The 15,995-nt window shown below is 70.4% G+C and carries 15 protein-coding genes; 7 read left to right on the top strand and 8 right to left on the bottom strand.

The features are described 5' to 3' along the window. Window positions 1-9: 9 nt before the first annotated feature. The gene (locus FHD68_RS01020; protein WP_127897528.1) at window positions 10-2,061 is read left to right on the top strand and encodes a PqiB family protein; all 2,052 of its coding nucleotides are present in this window, start codon (window positions 10-12) and stop codon (window positions 2,059-2,061) included. 2 nt (window positions 2,062-2,063) lie between these two features. After that, a complete protein-coding gene (locus FHD68_RS01015) occupies window positions 2,064-2,729 on the top strand; it encodes a PqiC family protein (RefSeq protein ID WP_052714671.1) in 666 nt (221 codons plus the stop codon). 118 nt (window positions 2,730-2,847) lie between these two features. Here FHD68_RS01015 and FHD68_RS01010 read toward each other — a convergent pair whose 3' ends face one another. The 3 genes from FHD68_RS01010 to FHD68_RS01000 all read right to left on the bottom strand — a co-directional run bounded on the left by FHD68_RS01010 (window position 2,848) and on the right by FHD68_RS01000 (window position 6,179). Continuing rightward, window positions 2,848-3,225 (bottom strand): hypothetical protein, encoded by a 378-nt coding sequence (locus FHD68_RS01010; RefSeq protein WP_045981913.1) that lies wholly within the window; start codon window positions 3,223-3,225, stop codon window positions 2,848-2,850. Window positions 3,226-3,303: 78 nt separating this feature from the next. After that, window positions 3,304-5,004, bottom strand: a complete 1,701-nt coding sequence (locus FHD68_RS01005) for a S8/S53 family peptidase (protein ID WP_139085039.1) — start codon at window positions 5,002-5,004, stop codon at window positions 3,304-3,306. 116 nt (window positions 5,005-5,120) lie between these two features. Continuing rightward, window positions 5,121-6,179 (bottom strand): phosphatase PAP2 family protein, encoded by a 1,059-nt coding sequence (locus FHD68_RS01000; RefSeq protein ID WP_127897526.1) that lies wholly within the window; start codon window positions 6,177-6,179, stop codon window positions 5,121-5,123. Window positions 6,180-6,276: 97 nt separating this feature from the next. Here FHD68_RS01000 and FHD68_RS00995 point away from each other — a divergent pair, with 97 nt between their 5' ends. Next, on the top strand, window positions 6,277-7,815 hold the full coding sequence (locus tag FHD68_RS00995; protein ID WP_127897525.1) for an AfsR/SARP family transcriptional regulator: 1,539 nt from the start codon (window positions 6,277-6,279) through the stop codon (window positions 7,813-7,815). On the opposite strand, the gene FHD68_RS00990 is transcribed toward FHD68_RS00995, so the two are convergent. The 3 genes from FHD68_RS00990 to FHD68_RS00980 form a co-directional block, all read right to left on the bottom strand. Further along, window positions 7,812-8,588, bottom strand: a complete 777-nt coding sequence (locus FHD68_RS00990) for a 3'(2'),5'-bisphosphate nucleotidase CysQ (protein ID WP_045981915.1) — start codon at window positions 8,586-8,588, stop codon at window positions 7,812-7,814. The genes FHD68_RS00995 and FHD68_RS00990 overlap by 4 nt on opposite strands. Next, window positions 8,575-9,936, bottom strand: coding sequence for a TldD/PmbA family protein (locus FHD68_RS00985; protein WP_045981916.1), 1,362 nt, complete (start codon window positions 9,934-9,936; stop codon window positions 8,575-8,577). The genes FHD68_RS00990 and FHD68_RS00985 overlap by 14 nt, the downstream gene beginning before the upstream one ends. A 66-nt stretch (window positions 9,937-10,002) precedes the next feature. Beyond that, window positions 10,003-11,625: a hypothetical protein gene (locus FHD68_RS00980; protein WP_127897524.1), complete on the bottom strand. Its 1,623-nt coding sequence runs from the start codon at window positions 11,623-11,625 to the stop codon at window positions 10,003-10,005. 75 nt (window positions 11,626-11,700) lie between these two features. Between FHD68_RS00980 and FHD68_RS00975 the strand changes: the two genes are divergently transcribed. The 4 genes from FHD68_RS00975 to FHD68_RS00960 all read left to right on the top strand — a co-directional run bounded on the left by FHD68_RS00975 (window position 11,701) and on the right by FHD68_RS00960 (window position 14,668). Then, the gene (locus FHD68_RS00975) at window positions 11,701-12,327 is read left to right on the top strand and encodes an enoyl-CoA hydratase/isomerase family protein (protein WP_045981918.1); all 627 of its coding nucleotides are present in this window, start codon (window positions 11,701-11,703) and stop codon (window positions 12,325-12,327) included. Window positions 12,328-12,499: 172 nt separating this feature from the next. After that, complete coding sequence (locus FHD68_RS00970) at window positions 12,500-13,255, top strand: amino acid ABC transporter substrate-binding protein (protein ID WP_205963170.1); 756 nt, start codon at window positions 12,500-12,502, stop codon at window positions 13,253-13,255. Between the two features lies 1 nt (window position 13,256). Next, window positions 13,257-13,931, top strand: a complete 675-nt coding sequence (locus FHD68_RS00965; RefSeq protein WP_045981920.1) for an amino acid ABC transporter permease — start codon at window positions 13,257-13,259, stop codon at window positions 13,929-13,931. Then, the gene (locus tag FHD68_RS00960) at window positions 13,928-14,668 is read left to right on the top strand and encodes an amino acid ABC transporter ATP-binding protein (RefSeq protein ID WP_045981921.1); all 741 of its coding nucleotides are present in this window, start codon (window positions 13,928-13,930) and stop codon (window positions 14,666-14,668) included. Before FHD68_RS00965 ends, FHD68_RS00960 begins: the two co-directional genes overlap by 4 nt. Here the strand turns inward: FHD68_RS00960 and FHD68_RS00955 are convergent, their stop codons facing one another. Together FHD68_RS00955 and FHD68_RS00950 are read right to left on the bottom strand one after the other, a co-directional pair. Continuing rightward, window positions 14,669-15,091 (bottom strand): hypothetical protein, encoded by a 423-nt coding sequence (locus tag FHD68_RS00955; protein ID WP_127897523.1) that lies wholly within the window; start codon window positions 15,089-15,091, stop codon window positions 14,669-14,671. 69 nt (window positions 15,092-15,160) lie between these two features. Further along, window positions 15,161-15,995 (bottom strand): ATP-binding protein (locus FHD68_RS00950; protein WP_244297731.1); only part of this gene is annotated, 835 nt, incomplete at its 5' end.

The raw sequence follows: 15,995 nt of genomic DNA, 5'->3' as shown, positions 1-15,995 counted from the left end.
CACGACCTCATGACGGACACACCCCCGCCCCTGACGCCGGCCAGCCCGGTGCGCAAGACGGCCGCCCGCGCGGCCCAGGCCGGTATCAACGTCATCTGGATCGTGCCCATCGTGGCGCTGATCGTGACGCTTGGCATCGCCTGGAACGCGTTCCGCGACCGGGGCAGCGTGATCGAGATCGAATTCGCGGACGCCACCGGCATCACGCCCGGAGAGACCACCCTGCGCTTTCGCGAGATCACCGTGGGCGGGGTCGAGGGGGTCAAGTTCACCGACGATCTGTCGCGGGTCGTGGTGTCGGTCCGCGTGGACACCGACGTGGCGCAGTTCATCGATGCCGACGCGTCCTTCTGGATCGTCCGCCCGCAGGTCAGCGCCCAGGGGGTCACCCGTCTGGACACGGTCCTCAGCGGCGCCTTCATCGAGGGTTACTGGGACGCCGAGGTGTCCGAGCCGGCCGCACGCTTCACCGGACTGGACCGCCCGCCGCTGATCCGCAACGATCAGCCCGGCACCTGGGTCACCCTGTCGATGGAGACCGCCGACGGCCTGTCCGAAGGGGCCCCGGTCCTGTTCCGTGGCGTTCAAGTTGGTCGGCTGGAGAACATCCGCGTGGATTCCGGCACCGACCGCGTCATCGTGGACGCCTTTGTCGAGGCGCCCCATGACGCGCGGCTGACCAGCGCGACCGTCTTCTGGGACACGTCCGGCTTCTCGGTCTCGCTTGGGACGCAGGGGGTGGCGCTGAACGTCAATTCGCTGTCGTCGCTCCTGCAGGGCGGCGTGGCCTTCGAGACCTTCGTCAGCGGCGGCGCGCCCATCGAACCCGGACAGGAATTCGCCGTTCAGGTGGACGAGGGCACGGCCCGCACCGCCCGGTTCGAGGATGACGATACCCGCCTGCTGCGCGTGGGGATCCTGATCGACGACAGCGTCGAGGGCCTGTCCACCGGCGCCGATGTCCAGTTCCAGGGCCTGCGCGTCGGTCGCGTGACCGACCTGGCCGTCAGCCTGACCGAGGATGAGCAGGGCAACACTGTGCCGCGCCAGCTGGTCAGCATGGTGATCTCTCCGCGGCGGATGGGCCTGCCGGACGGATCGACCGCCGACGACGCGCTGGCCCTGCTGACCGAGGAGGTCGGCGACGGCCTGCGCGCGCGTGTGGCCAGCGCCGGGTTCCTGGGCACCACCCTGATGGTCGAACTGGTCGACATGCCCGATGCGGCCACGGCGACGATCGACCTGGAAACGGGTCCGAATCCGCTGATCCCGTCGGTGCCCGGCGATCTGGACGATTTCACCGCCAGCGCCCAGGGGCTGGTCAACCGCATCGGCAACCTGCCCATCGAGGAGCTGCTGACCTCGGCCCGCGACACGCTGGACGGGATCACCGCGCTTGCGACCTCGCAGGATACCCGTGCGATCCCCGGTGCGCTGCGCGAGGCGATCGAGGGGGGCAGCGTTGCCTTGGCCGACATCAGCGCCATCACGGGCGATCTGCGGCAGGCCGAAAGCGGCCAGACCCTGGCCCGGATGCTGGACGAGGCCTCCGCCGCCTTCACCGCCGTGTCCGAGGCCGCCGTGGGCGTCCCCGAGATGGTCGAACAGATCGACAGCGCCGCAGCCTCGGTCGAGGAGTTCGGCTTTGCCGAGATCAGCCTGCAGGCCGAGGGAATCCTGGCCGACCTGCGCGCCATGCTGGGCAGCGAAGATGCCGAACAGCTGCCGCGCAACCTGTCCAACGTGCTGGAATCGGCCACGGGCCTGCTGGACGACCTGCGCGACGGCAACGCCGTAGGCAGCCTGAACAGCGCGCTGGACAGCGCCAGCCAGGCCGCCGACCAGATCGCGGCCTCGGTCCAGCAGCTGCCCGACCTGCTGCAGCGCCTGCAGGTCACCGCGGCGCGGGCCGACACGCTGTTCGCCAGCTATGGCGACCGGTCGGCCTTCAACAACGAACTGATCGGGGCACTGCGCGAGCTGCGGCGTGCCACCTCCTCCATCGGCTCGGTCGCCCGGCTGATCGAACGCAACCCCCGCGCCTTCATTCTGGGACGATAGACATGATGCTGCCCCACCGCGCCCTGCGCCTGCCTGCCCTGCCCATCGCCGCCCTGATCGGGGCGTCCCTGCTGGGCGCCTGTTCCAATCCGGAAAAGACCGGGCGTTTCCTGATCGACCCCCCGGTGGCCGGGGTCCAGGTGCCCAACCGCCTTGGCACCGCGGAACTCAAGGACGTGTCCCTGCCCGAATACGCCGCCGACCAGGAGGTCGCGTTCCAGACCGGCGACGGGGCGGTGCGGTCCAATTCGGACAACCTGTGGGCGGACGACCCGGCCCGGTCCTTCACCACGACGCTGGCCCGCGCGATCAGCGACGTGTCCGGCGCCACCGTCATCAGCGAGCCCTGGCCCCTGGCCCAGCCCCCCGCCCGCATCCTGGAGGTGCGCGTCGAACGCGCCTTGGCGCAGGCCGACACCACCTATCGCCTGTCGGGGCGGTATTTCGTGTCCGACGACGGCCTTTCGGGGGGCGGCACGAACCACGCGCGCAGCTTTGACATCCGCGTTCCGATGACCGCGCAGGGGCCGGCCGCGACGGCGGCCGCGGCCAGCCAGGCGATCTCGATCCTGGCGCAGCAGATCGCGACGCTGTCGGGGCCGGGGGCGACCATCGCCACCACGCGTCCGGCCGCGTCCGATCCGTTCGACCTGCCGCCGCTGTTCTGAAAAAGATCGGCGGAAGGCCGCCCCAGACGGCCTTCCGCCGATCCACCCGCAGGACGGGCACCAATACCACCACACCGCTCACGACAGACGGCCCTGCAGGTATCCCTTCCGGCGCGGATCAGGCGCCGGATGTCTCGGTGGGCCCGTGGCCCAGCACCCGGATGATGACCGGCAGCACGAAATGGTCAAAGCAGGTGCGGTCCGGGTTGAAGGCGCCGGGCCGCCCGACGCCGCCGCATTCCTCGCAATCCTCAAGCGTGCCCCAACAGTTCGGACAGGCGCCAAGCGCGCAGGCCAGCATCTCCGCGTGATCGATCAACAGCTCGTTCTCGCGCTCCAGCCGCTGCAGCGCGGCCCAGCTGGGCCGGTCGGCGGTGCCGGTGGTCTGCATCCGCGCCATCGCCCGCCCGACCGACGCGCCGGGCGCCGGGTCCGCGCCCAGCATCCGCAGGGCGGCCAGCATGTCCTGGAATTCCGCGGTGTCCTTGTCCTTCATCGCCTGTCCCCCGTGCGGACGATCCGTTCGTCCTGTGCATCGTGATTCGCATGCCGCCGTGAAAGCGGCGTGAAAGGATCAGTCCCGCGGCGGGTCGGTCGGCAGGACCGGCACGGGGACGTCTGTCGCCCCCTGCACCAGCCGGATGATCGCCGCGCGGCTGTCGGGCCGCGCCCCGTCGGCCAGGTGTCCGGCCAGCCAGCGTGTCGCCTGAGGGGCCGCCATCGAGCTGCCGCTCATCACGGCAAAGCTGCCGCTGGTGCGGCCGCGCACGATCATGCCGGGCCAGGCCTGCGACCGGTCCACGCAGGCCAAGAGATCACCGCCCTGCGCCACCCCGATCAACGACGCATAGGCCAGCCCCCGCCCGCTCCGGTCCACCGCGCCCACCCGCAGGCTGTGCCGCCCCGTCGCATAGGCGTTCACCGTGTCCGCCCGCTGCACCCGCGCGGGGCCAGTGGCCCGCGGGTCCAGCAGGACGGGAAACCCCCGGGCGTCCATGTCGGCATAGGCTGGCTGGGACAGCCAGCTTTGCCGCGCCTCTCGCGGGAAGCCACGCAGGACGTCGTCACGCTGGACCGACACCGCGTGATCGCCGTCCCCCTGCACCAGCGCCAGCCCCCATCGGCCGGGCGGCGCCCAGCTGTCGCCCGCGGCCGCGGGGCAGGTCGGCGCCATGATCAGCGTCATGCATTCGCGCCAGCCGTCGGGATGCGGCATCACCCGATAGAACGCCCGCCCCAGATCGCGCCCCCGCCCGTCGCGCAGCGTGCTGGACTGGGCGGGGGCGCAAAAGCGGGTCCGGGCCTCGGTCCCGCCGGGTGGCGTCAGCCCGATCCGCATGGGCCAGTCCGGTCGCGTGGGACGGACCGGCCCCCAGATCTCCAGCGGGGTCTGGGTCGCGTCGTCGGGCGGCAGTTGCCATCCGATCCTGCCCTGGGGACGCAGGGTCGCGCGCAGGCGCGCCATGCGATGATTGCCGGTGGGCAGCACCGCATGCACCGGCCCCAGTCTGGTGGACGCATGGGTCGCCAGCGCATCCAGAAAGCGTTCCAGCAGGGCCGTGCCGTCGCGCGGCCCCGCTGTCAGACCCAGGCTGAGGTTCAGCACCACGGGCAGGCGCACGCTGTCCACAGGCAGGCCATGCGCGGCCTCGACTTGGCGGCACAGCATCCGGGCGCGGGTGATGACGAAGACGATGGCGGCCAGCAGCGGGTCCTGGGCCAGCGTGGCCGAGGTGTCCGCGATCACCCCGGGGGCCAGCGTCACGCCGATCACCGGATGATCGCAGGCAAGCGGATCGTCCGGTGCAAAGCCCGCGGCCAACAGCGCCACCGCCGCGCCGTGACCCGCGGCAAAGGCCGCGCTGTGCGTCGTGCGGCGGTCCATCGCCACGACCCCGGCCCTGCGATAAACCGCATCCTCGGCCGCGATCGCTCCCGATTCCAGTCCCGCCAGCCAGCCGCCGATCCTGTCGCCCCGCAGCTCGATTCCCCATGGCAGGTCGCGGCCCGGACCGTCGGGATCGACGCGGGCATCCTGGACCCACAGCGACGCCACCCGCGACAGCGCCCCCGGCAGGCGCAGGTGCTGATGTGCGAACGGAATGGCATCGTCTATGACGGCGATGATGCAGCCACGGTCCGGGTCCGGCAGCGCGCCCGCAGCCATCAGCGGACCGGCGCCCGCAGGGGCCAGGTCACGGTTCACCGCGTCCGGGGGCAGGACCGCGGATGGCAGGAACCAGGACCGATCCATCCGCCCGAACGCCTGCGCCATCAGCGCGGGAAGGTCGGGCGCGGATGTGGGCGGGGGGACTCGGTGTCGCCGGCACCACTCCACCAGCGCGGGCGACAGCCCCGCCGGGGCAGCACCCGGGGTGGTCCATATGGCTGTCAGCTCCACTGGTCTGCCCGTTCGTCCCGGGCGCGCGCGACCAGCGTGGCCCATAACGGTGCGGGGCGCGGGGTCAGTGCAGGTCCCCTGAGCCTTGTGGCGGGATCGGCGTCGTTCAGAATTTCGGTCAGAATGCCATAGTGGAAATCGCGCACGGCCCCGCCGTCGTGATAAAGCCGCCCGTCGAACTGCGCACCGTGGGCGGTCGCGGCCGGATCGGCGCGGGCCAGCATGTAATGCGCCAGCTGCATCCCCAGCACCGCCCCCGCGGCGCTGTCGGCGGGGAAATGCACTCCGGCCACCGTCCGGTTCACCGCGATTCGACAGGCCAGTCGGAACAGCGGGTCGTCGGCCCGCAGCGGCGCCCGTGGGTCGTCCAGCCGCGTCAGCAGCGTGGCCAGGCAAAAGGCCTGGGTCGCATGGCCACTGGGCAGGGTAGGATGGCTGGGACAGGCGATCATCGGCTGGATCAGGTCGCTGAATTGCGTGGGGCGCGGACAGGCCAACGCAAGCTTGAGACGCATGACTGCGGCGGTGGTCAGGTCCATCGCGCGGGCCAGCATCTCCAGCGTGGCGGGGTTCCGCGACGGCTCCAAGGGGCGGATCGCGGCAAAGAACGGCATCAGGCCGTGGGTCTGGACCTCGATCTCGGGGGCGCGGTCGGGGCGCAGTTCGGCGTAATGCCCGACCATCGCCGCAGCCTCGCGGAACTGCACCAGATCGGGCCGGTCGATCCGCACCAGCGAGGCGCAGGTTCCGTCCGCCTGGCGGCACAGCAGGCTGGCGGATGATGCACCGGCGATCCCGTCATCGGCCGACAGGGGCATATCCTCGGACAGTTCCGCCAGCAGGATTGCGGCGCGGTGGTCCGGGTCCAGCCGCGCCAGCCGCGCACCCGGCGCCAGCATGGCGGGGGAACCACCCCGGCCCTGCGGATCCTCGATCCCCGCGATCGCATCGCGCGTGCGCATCAGGGCAAGGGACAAAAGCGCCCCCTGGCCGTCCGGCATGTCGTCGGACTTGGCATGCTTGGCATGTTTGGCGTGGAACAGGGACATGATGCACCAGGGAAAACAGGAACGGGTGACCCGATTAATCTATCACACGAAGCCGTGATTGGATAACCTTTTGCAAATCGCCCTTTGGGACAACGCCATGGACCGTCTGACCCTGCACCTGATCGGTCCGGTCGAGATGACCGGCCCGGGCGACCACCGTCTGACGCCGCGGGGCATGCGGGCCCGGGGGGTGCTGGCGGTACTGGGCACGGCCCGGGGCCTGCGCGTCACGCGGGCGCGGCTGCAGGACCTGCTGTTCAGCGACCGCGACCCCGATCACGGCAATGCCAGCCTGCGCCAGCTGCTGAGAGAGATCCGTCAGTGCCTTGGCCCCGCCCGCGACGCGCTGGTCACGGGGCCGGGCTGGGTCGGGCTGGACCCCGACCGGGTGCAGGTGGATCTGGCCGCCCGCCCCGGTCCCGACGGCCAGGTGCCCGAATTCGCGGCCGACCTGGACATCCCCGACCCGGAGTTCGAGGACTGGCTGCGTGATGCGCGCCAGACCGCGGCCGCCCGCATGCCCCAGGTCGCCACGGCGGATGCGCTGCCCGACCTGCTGCTGTCCGATCCGGTGTCCATCGGGCAGGACGCGATGGTGCTTGCCACGATGATCCTGTCCGAGGCCGCGGGCAGGGCCGCAGACCTGCTGCCCATCGCGGTCCTTTCGCCGGGGGCTGCGCCGCGGGGGGCCTATGTGCGGGTATCGTCGATGGCGAACGTGCAGGGCGGCGTCTTCAGCCTGCTGGTGCGGCTGATCCACCAGCCGTCGGGCCGGGTGATGTGGTCACAGAGGCTGACGGCGCCGCTGGCCGGCCTGGACGGACGGTTGGACGACCTGGCCGCGCGCTGCTGCCTGGGGATGCTGCAGGTGCTGGACCAGGGGCGGGCGCTTGGGGCGGCGATGGGAATCTCGTTCGCGGACGTGTTCAGCTTTTCCGCGTCCCGTCTGGCGCGCGCCGATCAGGTCCTGGCGCAGCTGGGCGACAGCATCACCCCGGCGGTGACCTTGTCGCTGCGCGCTTGGATCCGCACGACCCATGCCTTTGAACGCCTGACCCCCGATCCCCGCCAGGCCATCGCCGAGGCGGCAGAGCTTGCCGCCCGCGCCCGTCGGGCCGCGCCCTTCCACGCCACCGCCCTGGCCGTGCAATCGGTGGTCGAGGCCTATCTGGACCGCGATCAGATCGCCTTCGACCTGTCGCGCCAGGCCGTGCTGGCCGATCCGGGCAACCCCCTGGCGCGGCTGGCCCATTCCCGCGCGCTGGCCGGTGTAGACCGCTTTGCCGATTCCGCGGCGCAGGCGCGGGCCGGGCTGGACCAGGCGCTGTCCAGTCTGAACCCCGCCAATTGGCACTTGGGAATCGGGGTGGCGATGATGCGCGCGGGCGATCTGTCCGCCGCCACCCGCCACCTGGAGGCCGTGCACCGCTTTGCCCCCGACAACCGCCCTGCCCTGCGCTTTCTGGCCGCCCTGCGATACGCGCAGCGCGACGAGGAGGGCACCGTCCGCGCCCTCCTGGCCCTGCGCAGGCTGGAGCCGGATTTCAGCCTGGACCTGATGGGCAGCGACGGATACCCGGTGGACAGCCTGCGCAGGCTGGGCCTGCTGCAGGTCGCGGGATCACGGCTGATCTAGCGCAGCGCGGCCAGCAGCGCGCCGTGCAGGCGCGAGCCTGCCACGATCAGCCCGTCCACCTGCGCGGCCTCGCTGTTGAACCGCATCGGCTGGCCCCGCCGGTCGGTCACGCGCGCGCCCGCGCGTTCCGCGATCAGCGCCCCGGCGGCGATGTCCCATTCCCACGCCGCGCGCAGCGACAGCGCCGCGTCGAACCGTCCCTCGGCCGCAAGGCACAGCCGCCACGCCAGCGAAGACCGGAACTCGCGCCGGAATCCGGGCATGCCGCTGTGCCAGTTCGGCGCATCGGCCACCGCGCGATAGGTCAGCACCCGTGCGCCCTCGATCGATGCATTGGTCGGGGCGATGGGGGCGCCGTTCAGCGTGGCGGGGCCGTCGACATGGGCGGCATAGGTCAGGTCCAGCACCGGCAGGTGGACGACCGCGGCCACGATCCGGTCGCCCCGTGCCACGGCCAGCGAATGGGAAAACCCGTCCTGCCCGTCGATGAAGGCGCGGGTGCCGTCGATCGGGTCGATGATGAAGCAATGTTCGGCGTCAAGGCGGGCGGGGTCGGCCTCGGATTCCTCGGACAGCCAGCCGTAATCGGGGCGCGCGGCGGTCAGGGTCGCGTGCAGGGCGTCGTTGACCGCCAGGTCGGCCTCGGTCACCGGGCCCGCGCCGCCGCCCTTGTCCCAGGCCTGCGGATCGCGCCGCCAGAACCGCAGGGCGATCCGCCCCGCGTCCCGCGCGGCGGCGGTCAGCAGGTCCAGGTCGGCCTCAGCCCCCGGCAACGGTCATGCCCTGGACCAGCAGGCTGGGCACCTCGGTTCCGCGCCACGGCAGGGCGTCGTCGGCGGCCTCCAGCGTCATCAGCATGTCGCGCAGGTTGCCCGCGATGGTGCATTCGTTCACCGGCCAGGCGATGCGGCCGTCCTGAACCCAGAACCCGGCCGCGCCGCGGGAATAATCGCCCGTGGTGCCATTCACCGACGCCCCCAGCATCGACGTCACGATCAGGCCGGTGCCCATCCGTTCGATCAGGTCCTGGCGGCTGACGCGCCCCGGCGTCAGGATGACGTTGCTGTGGCTGGGGGACGGGCTTGAGGCCAGCCCCCGCGCCGCCGATGCGGTGCTGTCCATCCCCAGCTTGCGCGCCGTGGCCAGGTCCAGCGTCCAGCCCTGCAGCACGCCGTCGGCCACGATCATCCGCGCCCGCGTGGGCAGTCCCTCGGCATCGAAGGGGCGCGACGAGGGATAGCGCGGGCGCAGCGGATCCTCGGCCAGGTCCATGCCGGCGGGCAGGACGGGTTGGCCCAGGTCGCGCCGCAGCCAGCTGGCCCCGCGCGCGATGGACGACCCGTTCACCGCCGACAGCAGATGGCCGATCAGCGAGGCCGACACGCGGCGGTCATAAAGGATGGGATAGGCGCCCGTCGGCGGCTTGCGCCCGCCTGCGCGGGCCAGCGTGCGTTCCGCGGCCAGGGCGCCGATCTCCTCGGGGGTGGGCAGGTCGGCGGCGAAGGTGCGCGATTCGCCCGCATAATCGCGCTCCATCCGCAGCCCCTCGCCGGTGATCGCCACGACCGACAGCGAATGCCCGGTTCGGGCATAGCCGCCCGAAAACCCGTTCGACGCGGCCAGCCACATGCGCCGCTGGCTGTAGCTGGCATTGGCCGCCTCGACCTGAGAGATCCCCGCCACGTCCAGCGCCGCGGCCTCGGCGCGCTGCGCCAGGTCCTGCAGGTGCTGGGGTTCGGGTTCGGGCGCGTCCTCGGCCAGTTCCAGGCCGGCGGCGTCGCGATGGCGCGCCAGCTGGCCGGGATCGGCCAGGCCCAGATGATCGTCCACCGGCGCCTCGCGCGCCATGGCGACGGCACGGGCGGCCATCTCGACGATGGCGGCGTCGCGGTGGTCGGACGACGACACCGCCGCCTGGCGCCCGCCCACCAGCACGCGCAGCCCGATCTCCAGCCCTTCGGCGCGTTCGGCCTGTTCCAGCGCGCGGGCCCGCATGTCGATGCTGACGGACCGCCCGTCGACGGCCAGCGCGTCGGCCTGGTCGGCCCCGGCACGGCGCGCGGCATCGATCAGCGCCTCGGACAGGCGCTGAAGGCGAAGGGGGTCGGCGGCGTCGGTCATGCGGGCCTCACAGGCGAAAGGATCAGGCCGGGACGGATGCCCCGGCCCGCTGTCAAGGGATGCGGATCACTGGATCTGCTGGCCGTTGGCAAAGATCGCGCCACCCTCACGGAACTCGATCTCGGTCTGCAACTGGTCGGGGTTGCCCTCGACCGGGCGGGCGAACATCGCCATCATCATGCGTGGACCCATCAGCTGCTCCTGCGGCACGACGCCCATCGCGACCAGCGTATCCAGCAGGCCGTTGATGCCGCCGAACGTGCCCTCGATCTTGCCCAGGGGCTGGCTGGGATCCTCGCCGAAGGTCAGCGCACCGGACAGGTCGGCGGTGGCGCCTACGGCGTCCAGGGCCAGTTCCTTGATGGTCAGGCTGCGCGGCTGCAGGGGCATGGGCGCGGCGCCGTCCGGACCGGGCTCCACCGGCTGCGGAAAGTCGGGATCCATGAAGTTCTGCGTCAGCAGCGCCGTCCCTTCCAGGTCGATGGTCAGGCTGGCCGGATCGCGTGGCAGCGCCGCCTCGGGGTCCAGCGCCTGCCAGATCGCGTCGTCCAGCGTCAGCCCGTCCAGGACATAGGTCAGCGCAAAGGGCTGCTCCTGATCGGATGCCACGATCGGCATGGCCAGCCGGAACCGGTTCTCCGCCGCGCCATAGGCGATCGGGAAGGGCATGTCCGTGGCGGTCAGGTTGGTCGTCATGTCGGTCAGCCCGCCTTCATAGGACAGGCCGTCCTTGGAGATGCCGACGGCCAGCGTGCCGCTTGCCGCCTGGAAGCTGCCTTCGGAATCGTTACGGCTGCCATCCGCGGTCAGGGTGCTGGCAGTGAAGCTGCCGCTGGTCGCGCCCATCGCAAAGCTGCCCTTGCCGCCAAAGCCCGCCTGCAGCGCCTGCGTGGGCTGGCTGCCAAAGTTGACCTCGCCCGCAGGGCTGGTGCCGTCGCCCTGCATGGTCAGGTCGGCGATGGTGATCGTGGCCTGGAAATCGTCGGTCTCTGCGGTGGCCGCCGGGGCGTCGGGCGCCTCGGATGCCTCCGGCGCGTCGGTGGCGTCGGGCGCGGTTTCGGTTTCAGGCGCATCTGTGGCGGCAAGCGACGGCCCCGAGGCGGTGATCTGCGCCTCCAGCGCATCGGCGCGACCCTCGAAGGTCTGGGTGCTGGCGCCGTCGGCGGCGGTGGTGACGGTCTGGCTGCCGGTGACGCCGGTCAGCGTGGCGGTCAGCGGAACCTCGTTCCGGTCGTCCAGCGCGCGGCCCGACATGGTTAGCGTGGGCATGGTCACGTCATGGGTCAGCGCCTCGGGCGTGCCCGAGCTGATCGTCTCGTTGCCGGGGGCGTCCATGGTCATGGAAAAGCCCACGGCCTCGTCGTCGCCCTCGGGCACGGCGCTGCTCTCCAGCGTCATCTGGCCGCCCACGACTGACCGCACGGTGCCGTCGCCGACCGCGGTCAGCACGATTTCGGGCAGGGTCAGGACCATGTCCGGGGCATCGGCCTCTCCGTCGACGGTCAGGACCACGTCGGTCAGGGTGATCGCCTCGTCCGAGGCATCCTCGGACCCGACCTGGACCGCATAGCCCATCTGTTCATAGCTGTCCTGCAGGCTCTGCCAGACTTCGGCGGGGGTGACGTCTGCAAGGGCCGGGCCCGCGCCCAGGATCAGCGCAAGCGCCGAGGTTGCAAGGGGACGGTTCATGGCGGATACCTTTCGCAAACCTGAAATCGGGGGGATTCCTGACACAGTGCCGCCGAAAGGGAAAGGGAACAAGTCGTGATCCGCAGCCACCACCGGGACGGCCTGTCCCTGCTGACGATCGACCGCCCCGACAAGGCGAACGCCCTGACCGCCGACATGCTGCGCGACCTGCGCGCGGGTGTGGCGCAGGCCCTGGACAGCGGCGCGCGGGCGCTGATCCTGACCGGGGCGGGCCGGGTCTTTTCGGCCGGCGCGGACCTGGACCAGGCCCGCGCGGGTCTGGCCACGGCCCCCGAATGGGAGGATCTGTCCGCCGCGCTGGCCGCCCTGCCCTGCCTGACCGTCGCCGCGCTGAACGGGTCGCTGGCCGGGGGCGCCTTCGGCATGGCGCTGGCCTGCGACATCCGCCTGGCGGTGCCCGATGCAAGGTTCTTCTATCCGGTGATGCGGCTGGGCTTTCTCCCGCAGCCAAGCGACCCGGCGCGCCTGGTGGCGCTGGTGGGGCCCGCGCGGGCGCGGATGATCCTGATGGCCGGCGCCCGGATCGACGCGCCCGAGGCGCTGGCCTGGGGCCTGGTCGACCGCATCCTGCCCGCGCCCGACCTGATGGACGCCGCGCGCGCCCTGGCCACCGATGCCCTGGCCGCCGACCCCGCCCATGTCGCCACGATCAAGGCGATGACGCGGCCTTCGCGCGCTTGATCGCGGTCCCCGGACCCATCATGGAACGAAGTTCCCCGCCCGCCGTTGCGCCAGCAGGGCTTGTTCCGCGGTGCTGCGGCCTGCCGCATCTTTGTCCTTTTCTGCCGCCGCCCCGCTTGCGGATCGCATTGCCAGATCGCAGGTAACGTCCAAGAACCTATGGAGATTTCCCGTGCGCACGCTTGTCCTGATCGCCGCCCTTGCCCTGACCACCGCCCTGCCCGCCGCGGCCGACACGATCCGCGTCGGCATGTCCGGCGGCTATTTCCCCTTCACCTTCACCCGTGCGGATGAACTGCAGGGCTTCGAGGTGGATTTCCTGAACGCCATCGCCGAAGAGACCGGCGACGAGGTCGAATTCGTCACGATGTCCTTTTCGGGCCTGATCGGCGCGCTGGAATCGAACCGCATCGACACCATCGCCAACCAGATCACCATCACCCCCGAACGCGAGGCGGCATTCGCCTTTACCCAGCCCTATGTCTATGACGGCGCCCAGATCGTCACGCGCGAGGGCAACCCGGCCGCGATCGAGGGGCCGGACAGCCTGGACGGCAAGACCGTTGCGGTGAACCTGGGGTCGAACTTCGAACAGCTGCTGCGCGAACTGCCCAATGCCGACCAGATCGACATCCGCACCTATGAAAGCAACATCGAACAGGACACGGCGCTGGGCCGGGTCGATGCCTTCGTCATGGACCGCGTGTCCTCGGCCCAGGTGATCGCGCAGAGCCCGCTGCCGCTGGAACTGGCCGGAGAGCCCTTCTCGGAGATCAGGAACGCCCTGCCCTTCCGCAACGACGAGGCCGGTCAGGCGCTGCGCGACCGCGTTGACGCGGCCATCACCACCCTGAAGGAGAACGGCACCCTGGGCGAGATCTCTCAGAAATGGCTGGATGCCGACGTGACGCAGCCCGTGTCGCAGTAACATGCGGCCTCTGGACACCGCCTACATGTGGGACCTCGTCCCGGTCATCGCGGGCTATGTGCCGCTGACGCTGTTCATGGCGATCGTCGCGATGGTGGCGGCGCTGACCCTGGGGTCGGCGCTGGCCATCGTGCGCGTGCTGCGCGTGCCGGTCCTGGACCGCATCGTGGCGGTGTTCATCAGCTTCTTCCGCGGCACGCCGCTGCTGGTGCAGCTGTTCCTGTTCTATTTTGGCCTGCCCCAGATCGTGCCGGCGATGACCGGCATCGACGGCGTCACCGCCGCGATCATCGGCCTGACGCTGCATTTCTCGGCCTATATGGCCGAAAGCATCCGCGGCGCCATCCTGGGCGTCGACCGCAGCCAGTGGGAGGCCGCAGCCTCTATCGGCATGACCCAGGGACAGCTTCTGCGCCGGATCATCCTGCCCCAGGCTGCGCGGACCGCGGCGCCGACGCTGATGAACTATTTCATCGACATGATCAAAAGCACCTCGCTGGCCTTCACCCTGGGGGTGACCGAGATGATGGGCGCCGCCCAGAAGGAGGCCGCAGGCAGCTTTCTGTACCTGGAGGCGTTCCTGGTGGTCGCGCTGTTCTATTGGGTGATCGTCGAAACCCTGTCGGTCGGCCAGCGCCGGCTGGAATCCAGCCTTGGAAAGGCCGTCGCGCGATGAGCTGTCAGATCGAGATCACCGGACTCGTCAAGCGCTTTGGCGACAACACTGTTCTGGACGGCATCGACCTGTGCCTAGAGCCGGGCGAACGCGTGGCGATCATCGGGCCGTCCGGAACTGGGAAATCGACCCTGCTGCGTTGCCTGAACTGGCTGGACACGCCCGATCAGGGCACGATCCGCATGGGCGACGTGACGGTCGATGCCGCACGCGCGACCAAGGCGCAGATCCTGGGCCTGCGGCGGCGGACGGGGTTCGTGTTCCAAAACTATGCGCTGTTCGCCAACAAGACCGCCCGCGGGAACATCACCGAGGGGCTGACCACTGTGCGCGGCTGGCCCGCCGACAAGGCGCGGGCGCGGGCGGATGACATTCTGGCCCAGATCGGCTTGGCGGATCGGGGCGACAGCTATCCGGCGGCTATGTCCGGCGGTCAGCAGCAGCGCGTCGGCATCGGTCGCGCAATGGCCCTGGACGCGGACCTGATGCTGTTCGACGAACCGACCAGCGCGTTGGATCCCGAATGGGTGGGCGAGGTCCTGGACCTGATCCGCCGCATTGCTGACGGACGCCAGACCATGCTGATTGTGACCCATGAAATGCAGTTTGCCCGCGAAATCGCGGACAGGGTGGTCTTCATGGAAGGTGGGCGGATCGTGGAACAGGGGCCGCCTGCGCAGATCTTCGGCAATCCGCAGGACGACCGCACACGGGCCTTCCTGCGTCGCGTGGGCTGATTACAGCCCTGCGACCTGGAAATAGGCCTGCGTGCTGCGGTCATCGCTGAAGCCGATGCCGCTGGCGATGATGCAGCTGGTCTGATCATCGCGCGGCGCGACCAGCGTCCATGTCCCCAGCTGATCGGACCCCCACAGCTGCGTGCCTTGCACGCCGGTCATGTCGACGGGATATTCCGCGAAATCCTGTTCCAACGTCGCGGCGATTTCCGCATCATCGGCGCAATACGGCTGGTCGTCGACGGCCATTTCCGAAACCGGCATGGTCTGGATGTCCTCCAGCAGGGCGGCAGGCTCGATGCCCTGCATCGCGCTCCAGCCCTGAACCGGCTGGTTGGGGCTGGCCGACAATGCCGGTGTGACGCTGAGCAGCGCCACGACGCCGGCGTAGCCAAGGCGGGTGATGCGGTCTGCACGGGTCATGATGATAGCCTTTCTTGCGAATTCCCCAACAAAACGCGGTTTTGTTCGCAAGAGTTCCGTCGGCCCCTCTTACGCCCAACTGCGCGCCAGTGCCAGGCGGGCCTCCAGACCGTGCGGCGCGCGGTGGAATTCCAGCCGTCCGCCATGCTGCGCGGCGATGGTCGACACGATGGCCAGGCCCAGCCCGACGCCGCTGGCGGTGCCGGCATTCTCTCCGCGCTGAAAGGCCCCTGTCAGGCGCGCCAGGTCGTCCTCGGTCAGGACCGATCCGCGGTCGGTGACCGAGATCCAGGCCTCGTCCGCGTCGCCGCCGGTCAGCACCTGCGCCTCGCGCCCGTATTTCAACGCGTTGTCGATGAGGTTGGACAGCGCGCGGCGCAGCGCGGTGGGCTGGCCGCGCATCAGCAGGGCGTGGCTGTCCACCGTCGGACGGCTGGTGGTTCGTGAAAACAGCGTGCCGGCGCGGGCAGGGGGCAGCGACGACTGGCGCAGCGTCACGGGCAGGCCCACGTCCTGGTAATCGGCCACGACCGCATCGGCCAGGGATGTCAGGGACAGCTGGCGGAACGGTTCGGCCCCGATCTCGGCGCGGGTATAGGTCAGGACGCCGTCGATCATCGTCGTCATCTCGTCGATGTCGCGGTCCAGGCGGTCGCGCAGGGCGGCATCCTCGATCATCGCGCTGCGCAGGCGCAGGCGGGTGGCGGGGGTGCCCAGGTCGTGGCTGACCCCCGACAGGACCAGGGCCCGGTTCTCCAGCGCGGCGCGGTCCTGGGCGACATAGGCGTTCACGGCCTCGGCGGTCTGGCGCAGCTCGATCACGCCGCCGACGGGCAGGGCGGCGGTGCGGGCGCGGTGATCGCGCAGCGCGGCCGCAAAGGCGGTGAACGCCCCCGCGACCCCC

This window comes from Paracoccus marcusii (genome assembly GCF_006151785.1).
Taxonomy (GTDB): Bacteria; Pseudomonadota; Alphaproteobacteria; order Rhodobacterales; family Rhodobacteraceae; genus Paracoccus; species Paracoccus marcusii.
The sequence above is the reverse complement of the archived record's forward strand: the minus strand, read 5'-3'. Positions and strand labels throughout refer to the sequence as shown.